We start from the raw sequence: 11,954 nt of genomic DNA on the forward strand, positions 1-11,954 counted from the left end.
CTCCTTAGAAATATCCCTGACGCTTCTTCTGCTCCATGGAGCCGGCCTGATCGTGGTCAATCAGCCGCCCTTGCCGCTCGCTCGAGGTGGTGAGCAGCATCTCTTCAATAATTTCCGGCAAGGTGGTGGCAGCGGATTCGATGGCTCCGGTCAACGGGTAGCAGCCGAGAGTGCGGAAGCGCACCAGCTCCTGCTTCACCTCATCCTCGGCGGTGAGCGGCATGCGATCGTCATCCACCATGATCTTGATGCCGTTGCGCTCCACCACCGGGCGATGGGCCGCGAAGTAGAGCGGCACTATGTCGATGTTCTCGAGGTAGATGTATTGCCAGATATCCAGCTCGGTCCAGTTGGAGAGCGGGAACACCCGGATGCTCTCCCCCTTGTTGACCTGGCTGTTGTAGACCCGCCACAGCTCGGGGCGCTGGTTCTTCGGATCCCAGCGGTGGGACTTGTCGCGGAAGGAGTAGACCCGCTCCTTGGCGCGGGACTTCTCCTCATCGCGACGGGCGCCACCGAAGGCGGCGTCGAAGCCGTATTTGTTGAGCGCCTGCTTGAGCCCCTCGGTCTTCATGATGTCGGTGTGCTTGCCACTACCGTGGACGAAGGGGTTGATGCCCATGGCGAGCCCATCCGGGTTCTTGTGAACGATCAGATCCAGCCCGTACTTTTTGGCAGTCTCGTCGCGGAATTTGATCATCTCCTTGAACTTCCAGTCGGTGTCGACGTGGAGCAAGGGGAACGGGATCTTGCCCGGATAGAAGGCCTTGCGGGCCAGATGCAGCATGACGGAGGAGTCCTTGCCGATGGAGTACATCATCACCGGGTTTTCAAATTCGGCAGCCACCTCGCGGATGATGTGGATGCTCTCGGCTTCCAGCTGCTGCAAGTGGGTCAATCTTTCACGATCCATGTTGGTCCTCGGGTCATTGCTTATGCGCCTGCTCGGGGCGCTTGGTGGTTCAGTGCGCGGCCGCACCGGCAGCCGCATCAAATAGCTCTTTGCCCTCAGGCCAGCTGCACCAGCTTGAGGTCGCAGCCATCGAGATCCGGGTTGGCGCGCCGCTGCTCGCCACTCTTTTCTCCAAACCAGGCGAGCCGTTCGCGCAGGGCTACTACCTCGCCGATGACGATAAGCGACGGACTCACCGCCTGTTTGGCCAACTCGGCCAAATCGGCCAAAGTGCCGGTCAGCACCCGCTGGCGGGCTGTGGTGCCGCGCTCGATGATGGCGATGGGGGTGGCTTGGCTGCGGCCGTGATCCACCAACTGCTGCTGGATATGCTCGGAGCGCATCAGCCCCATGTAGATGACAAGGGTCTGACTGGTGGCGGCGAGCTGCTGCCAGTCGGGCTCCTTACCCTCTTTTTGGCAGTGGCCGGTAATAAAGACGGCGCTCTGGGCATAGTCACGGTGGGTGAGCGGAATGCCGGCATAGGCGGTGGCTCCGGCGGCAGCCGTGATGCCGGGCACCACCGAGAAGGGGATGCCTTCGTCGGCCAGCACTTCCAGCTCCTCGCCGCCACGGCCAAACATAAAGGGATCACCCCCTTTCAGCCGCACCACCCGGTTGCCCGCCTTGGCGTAGTCCACCAGCAGGCGATTGGTCTCCTCCTGCGGCACGCTGTGGGCGCCCGCCTTCTTGCCAACCGACACCAGAGTGGCATCGCGGCGCACCAGATCGAGGATCTCGGCGGAGACCAGCTGGTCGTAGAGCACCACTTCAGCCTGTTGAATCTGTTGCAGCGCCTTGAGAGTCAGCAGGCCCGGATCGCCGGGGCCCGCGCCAACCAGCACAACCTCACCCACTTCGCTTTTTGCCTGATCGAGGCCATCGCTCAGCCACTGCTCGGCCCCTTGCCAATCCTCTTTCTCAATCAGGCTGGCGAGGGTGTTGGAGGCAAAGGCGCGCTCCCAGAAGCGGCGACGATCGGAAATAGAGGAGAGCACCCGCTTGGCCTTGTCACGCACCCGGCCGGAGAGCTCGGTCAGTCCGCCGAGATGGCGCGGCAGCAGGCTCTCCAACCGCTCGCGTAGCAAGCGCACCAGCACCGGCGCCTTGCCGCCGCTGGAGACCGCCACCATCAGCGGCGAGCGATCGATGATCGAGGGAAAGATAAAGCTGGAGCGCTTGGGGTCATCCACCACGTTGACGAACAGACCCAGCTGATTGGCACTCTGATAGACGATGGCGTTGACTTCGAGGTTGTCGGTCGCCGCCACCACCAAAATCTGGCCTGCCAGATGGGCCGGAGTGAAGCGCTCGGCAAGATGGCTGAAACGACCGGAAAATTCCGTGAATTCGGGTTCAAGCTCCGGGGAGACAATGGTCAGTCTGGCACCGGCCGCCAGCAGCAGGCGCGCCTTGCGCAGGGCTACTTCGCCCCCGCCCACCAACAGCACCGGGCGCCCGTCCAACTTGGCAAACATCGGCAAATAATCCATTTCGACCCATCCCTCGGAATACGACTAATATGGGGCGACTATAGGCAGGGCCACTTATCCCTCAAAATAATAAAAAATGCTTTTTAAGACACTTTGGTAATTAGCAAAGCCATTTACTGACTAAAGAGAGCGAAAGTCGCTTGTAGTGCCAAAGGGCAAACCCTAGGCTATGGACTGTGTTTCATAAGGAGCTTAATGATGAACGAATCATTGATTGTGCTAGGGATTTTTGTATTTCTGGTCATCGCAACCCTGAGTGCCGGCATCAAGATAGTGCCACAGGGCTTCAACTGGACTGTCGAGCGCTTCGGCCGCTACACCCGCACTCTGACCCCGGGCCTCAACCTGTTGATCCCCTATGTGGATCGGGTCGGCCACAAGATCATCATGATGGAGCAGGTGCTGGACATCCCGGCACAAGAGGTGATCTCCCGCGACAACGCCAACGTCACCATCGACGCCATCAGCTTTGTGCAGGTGGTGGATGCCCGCAAAGCGGGCTACGAGGTCAACGATCTCACCAGCGCCATCCGCAATCTCACCATGACCAATATGCGGACCGTGCTCGGCGCCATGGAGCTGGACGAGATGCTCTCCCAGCGCGACACCATCAACGAGAAACTGCTGCGCACCATGGATGCCGCCACCGCCCCCTGGGGCATCAAGGTAACCCGCATCGAGATTAAAGATGTGCGCCCGCCGCTGGCGCTGGTCGAGGCGATGAACGCCCAGATGAAGGCCGAGCGCCAGAAACGGGCCGAGGTGCTGGAGGCCGAAGGGGTGCGCCAGTCCAAGATCCTGAAAGCCGAGGGGGAGAAACAGTCCCAGATCCTCAAGGCCGAGGGTGAGCGTCAGGCCGCCTTTCTCGCCGCCGAAGCGCGGGAGCGGGCCGCCGAGGCGGAAGCCAAGGCGACCCACATGGTCTCCAAGGCCATCGCCGAAGGGGATCTGCAGGCCATCAACTACTTCGTGGCGCAGAAATACACCGAGGCACTGGCCCGCATCGGTGAAGGCCCCAACAGCAAGGTGGTGATGATGCCACTGGAAGCGGGCAGCCTGATTGGCGCTGTGGCCGGCATGGCCGAGCTGTTCAAGGATGGCAAGGGCGGCAAGTCATGACAGCCCTGTTCGAGGGGCTGACCCACTGGCACTGGCTGGGGCTCGGCTTCGTGCTGCTGGCCATTGAGGTGCTGGGGTCGGTGGGTTTTCTGCTCTGGACCGGCATCGCCGCGCTGGAGGTGGGCCTGCTGCTGCTGGTCTGGCCCTTCGGCTGGCAGGCGCAACTGCTGCTGTTCGCCCTGCAATCCCTGCTCACCACCTGGGTCTGGTGGCGCTGGCAGCACAACCGGGATCGCTCCGGCAACGATGCTGCCGCCCCCATCAACGAGCGGATGCAGAGCTATCTGGGCCGCGAGCTGACCCTGCTCGATGATGTCGTGCAGGGCACCAGCCGGGTGCATCTGGACGATACGGTCTGGACGGTGCGCTGCAGCCAGCAACTGCCGGCAGGCACCCAAGTCAGGGTGGTGGGAGCCGACTCCCATATCCTGCTGGTTGAACCGCTCTCCTGACCGCCAGCAAGCCATAAAAAAGCCCGCGATATCGCGGGCTTTTGTTTGCCTTCTATTTCCATCAAGTGCGCAGCCGATCCAGCTGGCTGGCCAGCGCCGTTGCCGCTTGCTCCAGCGTTTCGCTGAGCTGATGGCTGGCATTGGCCTCCTGACCAATCACGTTGGCGGTGTCGCCGATACGCATCAGGTTCTGGTTGATGTCGTCGCTGACGGCGCTCTGCTGTTCGGCAGCCGTAGCGACCTGACTGATATGGTCGTGGATCTGCTGGATCTGGGAGACGACCAGATTGAGCGCCTCGAATGCCTGCTCGGTTCCCTGCACGGTAGAGCTGGAGCGCTCGATGCCGGTATTCATCAGGCGCTGGCTACTGTTCACCTCGGCCTGCAAGCTACCAATCAACTGACCTATCTCGTCGGTTGACGCCCTTGTCTTGGTCGCCAGTGCCCGCACCTCGTCCGCCACCACGGCAAAACCGCGCCCCATGTCGCCAGCCCGGGCCGCCTCGATGGCGGCGTTCAGGGCCAGCAGGTTGGTCTGCTCGGCGATGGCACGGATCACATCGAGGATCCTGCTGATATTGGCACTGCGCTGGGCCACCAGTGCCACCGCCTTGTCAGCCTCGTGCATATCCTCAACCAGGGTATGGATCTCCTGCCGCGCATTGCTCAAGGTCTGCTGGGCACTGTTGATGTGATGGGTCGCAGCCTCCGACTCCTCGGCAGCCTGCTCGGCATAGCCTGCGACGCTGACCGCGGTAGTGCTCATCTCGTGCATGGCACTGACCACACTCTCCAGCTCCAGATGCTGTTCATCCAGACTCTGGCGCATGGTGTTGGCTGTCTGCTTCATGCCTCTGGCCTGATCGTTGACCTGCTGGCCTATCTCCTTGCTGTTCTGCACCATGCCACGCAGCTTGCCAAGGAAGGCGTTGAGATGCCTTCCCAGCTCTATCAGCTCTGCGTGGGTATCAATCTCTATCTTCTGGGTCAGGTCTCCCTCATTGCTGGAGAGATGGGATACATGACGGCTGATCAGAGCCAGCGGCGCAGTAATGGTCTGGATAAACCAGATCAGCATGCCAAGTACCAGCAGGGTGATGACGCCCATGGCCATTACCTGCTGCTGCTGGGCACCCTGCAGCAGGGCGCCCAGATCGTTACTGATGCTGCGCGCCTTGCTCAGCGCCAGCGCCTTGGGCACCTTGATCATCAGCCACCACTGGGCATTGGCGACATCGACCCGGATCGGCTGCTCGAGGATAAAGTCACTGTCACTGTTGACCGGCTGGCCGGTCGGCAGGGCAAGACCCACCTCCTTGAGCGGGCGACCCAGTTTGTTGGCGTAGCGGTTGCTGCCAACAATCAGCCCCATCTTGCTGACGATGGTGACATCCGCCTTGTTGTCATAAAGGCTCTTGCCCAGCGTTTCGGCCAGTTGCTGGAAGATGGGCAGGTTCATGTCGACCCCGGTCAGACCGACAAATTTGCCGTCGTGGAGAACGGGCACGGTCAGACTGGTCATCAGCATCTTGTTGCCCGGGCTTATCTCGTAGAGGTAGGGCTCCATCAGGCAGGGCTGGCGGGTATCGCGGCCACAGAGATACCACTCGCTATTGCGGATGCCAAATTCGTTGACGGATGTATCGAATTTGGCCTCGCTGGCAGCCGCATCAATCGGCTGCTGGGTAACGTCCCCCCCCTGCCCCTTGGTGAAATAAACCTCCAGGCTCCCCTTGCCCGCCACCGAGTGGCTGGCTCCGGCCACCCAGTTGGCATCCTCGCCATCGTAGCCGTTCGGCTCAAACTGGGCATAGATGGAGCTGATCCCGCTCGCCTGCTGCAAGCTGCTGCCGAGCAGCGCCTCCACCTGTGGCCGCGAGAGACGTTGTTCCGGTTTGGCCATGGCCGCTTCAATCTGGGCAGTGACCGTCAGGGGGATCTGGTAGGAGTTCTGCATCAGAGAGGAGATCTGGATGGCATAGCGCTCAGCCTGATATTGCAGGCTGTGGGAGACTTCCTGCTCCAGCGCATCGCTGGTCTGGGTCATCACCATGGTACGAAGAGAACTGAAAGAGGCCGATTGCAGCAAGGTCATGGCCAGACCGGTGAGCAGAAAGAGCCCCATGGTCAGACACAAGAGCTTGAACTTGAGCGAACGTTGTTTCATGCGGCAACTCCTTATGGCAAGAGTAACAACGAATAAGTTGAGTATATTCCCCTACTTGCCACTCACCCGATTTGTTGATGGGTTTGCAGCCGGCTTCTGGTTATAATTTTTGCCTTCCCGAGCGTTGATGGAACAGTCGCAAATGAGCAATGCACTGAGCAGTATCCCACCGGTAGTCGAAATGGACTACCCCTTTCCGGCCAAACCGCAGCCCCTGGGTGCCGAGCAGAGAGCCGCCCTTACGACAGAGATCAAGGCACTGCTCAAGGAGCGCAAGGCGGTGCTGGTAGCCCACTACTACACGGATCCCGAGATCCAGGCGCTGGCCGAAGCCACCGGCGGTTTTGTTGGTGACTCGCTGGAGATGGCCCGTTTTGGCCGCGATCACGAGGCGCAGACCCTGATCGTCGCCGGGGTGCGCTTTATGGGCGAAACCTCCAAGATCCTGAGCCCCCACAAGCGGGTACTGATGCCGACGCTGGAGGCCGAATGCTCGCTTGATCTGGGCTGCCCCATCGAGCAATTCTCCGCGTTTTGCGATGCCAACCCGGATCATACCGTGGTGGTCTACGCCAATACCTCGGCTGCGGTCAAAGCGCGGGCTGACTGGGTCGTTACCTCCAGCATCGCGCTCGAGATCGTCGAACACCTCGACAGTCTGGGTCACAAGATCATCTGGGGTCCGGATCGCCATCTGGGTGCCTATATCGAGAAGAAGACCGGCGCCCAGATGCTGCGCTGGCAGGGCCACTGCATCGTCCACGACGAGTTCAAGGCCCGCGCCCTGCGCGAGCTGAAAGAGCAGAACCCGGACGCTGCCGTGCTGGTTCATCCGGAATCCCCCGCTTCGGTGATCGAACTGGCCGATGCGGTCGGCTCCACCAGCCAGCTGATCAAGGCAGCGAAAGAGCTGCCCCAGCAGAAGCTGATCGTGGCGACCGACCGGGGCATCTTCTACAAGATGCAGCAAGCCTGTCCGGAGAAAGAGATGGTGGAGGCCCCGACCGGTGGCGATGGCGCCACCTGCCGCAGCTGTGCCCACTGCCCCTGGATGGCAATGAACGGTCTGGTGGCGATCAAGGAAGCGCTCACCGATGGTGCCGAGCGCCACGAGATCCATGTCGATGAAGCGCTGCGGGTAAAAGCCCTCATCCCGCTCGACCGCATGCTCAATTTCGCCGCCGAACTCAAATTGAAAACCCAGGGCAACGCCTGATTGCCGAGATAACGAGATGCAAAGAGGGCTCCCGCGGGAGCCCTCTTTATTTAGCTGAACCTCATCCTGCTCAGATGATCACGGTAGAGAAGCTGTGCTCCTCATCCGGTGCTACGGTCACCCCCGCATCGCCGGCAATGGCAGCTTCGACACAGAGCATGGTGCGATAGCCATCATCGCTCATGTCAGCCATGGCGGTAGCCCCTTCCAGCCAGGGGGTCCAGACCACTGTGCTGTCATGGTTGCCACTAACCACCCGGATCTCGCGATCGCCATCCTGCACGCTCACCAGCGCCTCAGGCTGCCAGTAGACCCGATCCAGCGGCCCGTTCAGGGTCAACGCCCCCTGCTGCTGGCCATTCAGACCGGTCAGCTTGTCGGCATAAGGCTCGCCAAGGCCGGTGACGCTCACCGCCTCCGGTGCACTGATCTGCAAATAGGTGTGCAGCGCCCCGCTATAGACCAGCGGCTGGCTACCGGTATTGCGAGTGGTCAGCACCAGCGAGAGCTCCTTGCCGACCAGCACATCCAGCTCCAGCTCGAAGGCGTGATCCCACAGGCCGCGGGTGGCGTCGCTGTCGCGCAGAGAGAGATGGACAAGCGTGCCATCGGCATGGTCGGAGACCCCGTCCAGCATCCAGAGGGTGGTGCGGGCAAAACCGTGGGAGGGTTTGCCGCTACCGACACGGGCCGGCGCCGGGCCAAACCAGGGCCAGCATAGCGGAATACCGCCACGGATCGGCTTGCTGCCATCCAGCACTGCCTTGTCGCTCAACCAGATGGAGGCTGGCTCACCATGGCGCTGATAGGTGAGCACGTGACCACCGAACAGGCTGATCTCGGCCTTGGCATAGTCGTTGTTGACGGTGAGAACGGGCAGGCCGGCTGCATTGTTGGCGAGCTGGCAGCTGGCTGTCAGGGGACGAATGGATTGCATGAGGACTCCTGTCATCAGGGAAACCGGAAAACAAAAAGGCGGCCCATGGCCGCCTTTTTCAAGCTACGCGATTGCGCATCCCAAATTACTTGGTGATGTGAGCGATCAGGTCCAGAACTTTGCTGGAGTAGCCCATTTCGTTGTCGTACCAGGATACAACTTTAACGAACTTGTCGGTCAGCTGGATACCAGCTTTGGCGTCGAATACGGAGGTCTGACGCTCACCCAGGAAGTCGGTAGATACAACTTCGTCTTCGGTGTAGCCCAGAACGCCCTTCATGGAGCCTTCGGAAGCAGCTTTCATCGCTTCGCAGATTTCTGCGTAGGTGGCAGCTTTCTTCAGGTTAACGGTCAGGTCAACAACAGACACGTCCGGAGTCGGAACACGGAAAGCCATACCGGTCAGCAGGCCTTTCAGTTCCGGGATAACTACGCCAACAGCCTTGGCAGCACCGGTAGAGGACGGGATGATGTTCTGAGCCGCGCCGCGGCCACCGCGCCAGTCTTTGGCAGACGGACCATCAACGGTCTTCTGGGTAGCAGTGGTAGCGTGAACGGTGGTCATCAGACCGGATTCGATACCGAAGGTGTCGTTCAGTACTTTAGCGATCGGAGCCAGGCAGTTGGTGGTGCAGGAAGCGTTGGAAACGATGTCCTGACCAGCATAGGTAGCGTGGTTAACGCCCATTACGAACATCGGGGTCGCGTCTTTGGACGGGCCAGTCAGAACAACTTTCTTGGCACCGGCAGCGATGTGCTTACGAGCAGTCTCGTCGGTCAGGAACAGACCGGTAGCTTCAGCAACAACGTCAACACCGATTTCGTTCCAACGCAGGTTGGCCGGGTCACGCTCAGCGGTAACACGTACGGTTTTGCCGTTTACAACCAGGTTGCCGTCTTTAACTTCAACGGTACCCTTGAAACGACCGTGGGTAGAGTCGTACTTCAGCATGTAAGCCATGTAGTCAACATCGATCAAGTCGTTGATACCAACAACTTCGATGTCAGAACGCTCGCAAGCCAGACGGAATACGAAACGACCGATACGGCCAAAACCGTTAATACCTACTTTGATAGTCATATTTAGTTACCTAACTGTTCAGTAGTCAAAGAAAATTCCGCTTGTAAATTTACTAGAACTCTCTGATGAGTCAACCAACATTCTGTCTGAAATTGCGCTATATCATGAAAAACTGTGAAATTTATTTTCTGTTTATGTAACTGATTACCACGTTTTGTCGAAAAAGAGGTCAGTTGTTGCATCGCCCGGAGATCGACAATAGTGCCTGCCACGTCACACAACCGTGATGATGGATATGTAAAAATGTGCGCGGTTTAGCATGGCCCATAGAGCCACTGTTCAAGTACCACCCCATAAAAATCAAACAAAATAGTATAGATAGAATCCACAGCGGGAATTCTCAAACTATGACCACCCTGATTGAACAGCTGGCTGCCGCAAAAGGCATAGCCAGCGAGTATGTCGATGCCTGGGGCCAGTCGGCTCAGGTATCCGAAGAGAGCAAGGCCGCCATGCTGGGCGCCATGGGCTATCGCGTCGATGACGAAGCAGCCCTGATGCAGCAGCTGGAAGAGGAACATCGCCAGCACTGGCTGCGGGCGCTGGATCCCGTCATGGTGGTTCGCACCGGTGACGCAGTCACGCTCGAAGTCCGCCTCCCCATCGAATTCGTCAATGACGCCCTCACCTGGCAGCTCAAGCTGGAACAGGGCGGCGAGCTCTCCGGCCAGTTCACCCCCATCGAGGGCGAGCTGGTTGGCGTGGCCGAATTTGAAGAGATGGAGTGCCAGGCCTACCGCGTGACACTGGAGATGGCCCCTGAACTGGGTTATCACGAGCTGGTGTTGCTGGAAGATAGCAACGACGAGCCGCTGGCCACCATGCGCCTCATCGTTGCGCCCAAGGCGTGCTACAAGCAGGCTCCTATCGCCAATGGTCGCAAGGTGTGGGGCCCGAGCGTGCAGCTTTACTGCCTGCGCAGCCGCCACAACTGGGGGATCGGCGATTTCAGCGATCTCGGCCAGCTGGTCGAGAAAGCGGCCGGCTGGGGTGCCCACTTCGTCGGCCTCAACCCCATCCACGCCCTCTATCCGGCCAACCCGGAGAGCGCCAGTCCCTACAGCCCCTCTTCCCGTCGCTGGCTCAACGTGGCCTACATCAATGTGGAAGCGGTGCCCGAATTCCAGAGCAATGCGCGCCTGAAAGCTGACGTGGCGAGTCCCGCCTTCCAGCAGCATCTGGCCGATCTGCGCGCCAAAGAGAACGTCGATTACACCGGCGTCATCGAGACCAAGATTGGCATGCTGCGTCAGGTATTCGACGACGCCACCCTGAGCGCCGAGCGTCAGGCCGCCTTCGATGCCTTCGTCGCCGCCGGTGGCGACAGCCTGCAACAGCAGGCCGCGTTCGATGCCCTGCAAGCCTATTTCTATGGCAAGGGCGAGAATGCCTGGGGCTGGCCGGTATGGCCGGAGCAGTTCCGCAACTACCACAATCCCGCCGTTGCCAAGTGGATGGCCGAACACCAGCAGGATGTGAACTTCTACCTCTACCTGCAATTCCTGGCCGACGAGCAGCTGGCGCAAGCCGATGCCCGTGCCAAGGCTGCCGGCATGGTGATGGGGATCTACCGCGATCTGGCGGTGGGCGTCTCCGAAGGCTCCACCGAGATCTGGGCCAACCAGGATCTCTACTGCCCGAAAGCCTCGGTCGGTGCGCCGCCCGATATCCTCGGCCCGCTTGGTCAGAACTGGGGTCTGCCCCCGATGAACCCGAACAGGTTGTTCGAAGCGGCCTACCAGCCGATGGTGGATCTGTTCCGTGCCAACATGCGCTCCTGCGGCGCACTGCGCATCGACCACGTGATGGCGCTGCTGCGCCTCTGGTGGGTCCCACCCGGAGAGTCTGCCGCCAAGGGCGCCTACATCTACTATCCGGTCAACGATCTGCTGGGCATCCTGGCCCTCGAATCCCACCGCAACCAGTGCCTGCTGATCGGCGAAGATCTGGGTACCGTGCCGGAGGGGATCGACGTGACCCTGAAGGAGAACGGCGTCCACTCCTACAAGGTGTTCTTCTTCGAGCGCTCCAAGGCCGATGGCGGCTTCATCTCCCCGGCCCACTATGCCGAGCAGGCGATGTCTGCCCTGACCACTCACGACATGCCGACTCTCAAGGGCTTCTGGCACTGCGATGATCTGGCGCTGGGCCGCCAACTGGGTTTGTATCCAGATGAAGATGTGCTGAAGAGTCTGTATGCTGATCGCCACCAGGCCAAACAGCGGATCCTCGACAGCCTGCATGGCCACGGTGTCATCCCCGAGAGCATCAGCCATGACGTGAACTGGGTCGGTATGAATACCGAACTCAACCACGGTCTGCAGATCCACATGTCCCGTGGCAGCTGCGCCCTGTTCAGCACCCAGCTGGAAGACTGGCTGGAGATGGACAAGCCGGTCAACGTACCGGGCACCAGTTACGAATACCCCAACTGGCGCCGCAAGCTCTCCACCGACCTGGAAGATATTTTTGCCAATGAGGCACTCAAGGCACTGGCCGGCAAGATGAGCCGCGCCCGTGATGAGGCCAGTCGTTGA

General features: G+C 60.0%; 9 protein-coding genes. 4 read left to right on the forward strand and 5 right to left on the reverse strand.

Annotation, left to right across the window (positions count from 1 at the left end):
- Positions 1-4 precede the first annotated feature (4 nt).
- Positions 5-937, reverse strand: a complete 933-nt coding sequence (cysD, locus tag AAHA39_RS16125) for a sulfate adenylyltransferase subunit CysD (protein ID WP_342690027.1) — start codon at positions 935-937, stop codon at positions 5-7.
- A gap of 71 nt (positions 938-1,008) precedes the next feature.
- Entirely contained in the window at positions 1,009-2,445 is a 1,437-nt protein-coding gene (gene cysG / locus AAHA39_RS16130) for a siroheme synthase CysG (RefSeq protein ID WP_320656138.1), read from the reverse strand.
- Positions 2,446-2,643: 198 nt separating this feature from the next.
- Here cysG and AAHA39_RS16135 point away from each other — a divergent pair, with 198 nt between their 5' ends.
- Both AAHA39_RS16135 and AAHA39_RS16140 read left to right on the forward strand, forming a co-directional pair.
- Complete coding sequence (locus AAHA39_RS16135) at positions 2,644-3,564, forward strand: SPFH domain-containing protein (protein ID WP_041210247.1); 921 nt, start codon at positions 2,644-2,646, stop codon at positions 3,562-3,564.
- Entirely contained in the window at positions 3,561-4,016 is a 456-nt protein-coding gene (locus tag AAHA39_RS16140; RefSeq protein ID WP_320656137.1) for an NfeD family protein, read from the forward strand. The genes AAHA39_RS16135 and AAHA39_RS16140 overlap by 4 nt, the downstream gene beginning before the upstream one ends.
- A 61-nt stretch (positions 4,017-4,077) precedes the next feature.
- On the opposite strand, the gene AAHA39_RS16145 is transcribed toward AAHA39_RS16140, so the two are convergent.
- Complete coding sequence (locus AAHA39_RS16145) at positions 4,078-6,183, reverse strand: methyl-accepting chemotaxis protein (RefSeq protein ID WP_320656136.1); 2,106 nt, start codon at positions 6,181-6,183, stop codon at positions 4,078-4,080.
- A gap of 142 nt (positions 6,184-6,325) precedes the next feature.
- Between AAHA39_RS16145 and nadA the strand changes: the two genes are divergently transcribed.
- Positions 6,326-7,399, forward strand: coding sequence for a quinolinate synthase NadA (nadA, locus tag AAHA39_RS16150; RefSeq protein ID WP_320656135.1), 1,074 nt, complete (start codon positions 6,326-6,328; stop codon positions 7,397-7,399).
- A gap of 70 nt (positions 7,400-7,469) precedes the next feature.
- Here the strand turns inward: nadA and AAHA39_RS16155 are convergent, their stop codons facing one another.
- Together AAHA39_RS16155 and gap are read right to left on the reverse strand one after the other, a co-directional pair.
- Positions 7,470-8,336 carry a D-hexose-6-phosphate mutarotase gene (locus AAHA39_RS16155; RefSeq protein WP_320656134.1) on the reverse strand — a complete coding sequence of 289 codons (867 nt, stop codon included), beginning with the start codon at positions 8,334-8,336 and terminating at the stop codon, positions 7,470-7,472.
- A gap of 85 nt (positions 8,337-8,421) precedes the next feature.
- Positions 8,422-9,417, reverse strand: a complete 996-nt coding sequence (gap, locus tag AAHA39_RS16160; RefSeq protein WP_033113224.1) for a type I glyceraldehyde-3-phosphate dehydrogenase — start codon at positions 9,415-9,417, stop codon at positions 8,422-8,424.
- Between the two features lie 347 nt (positions 9,418-9,764).
- Between gap and malQ the strand changes: the two genes are divergently transcribed.
- Positions 9,765-11,954: a 4-alpha-glucanotransferase gene (malQ, locus tag AAHA39_RS16165; RefSeq protein WP_320656133.1), complete on the forward strand. Its 2,190-nt coding sequence runs from the start codon at positions 9,765-9,767 to the stop codon at positions 11,952-11,954.

The sequence above is a fragment of the Aeromonas sp. SE22 genome (assembly GCF_038739755.1).
Taxonomy (GTDB): domain Bacteria; phylum Pseudomonadota; class Gammaproteobacteria; order Enterobacterales; family Aeromonadaceae; genus Aeromonas; species Aeromonas jandaei.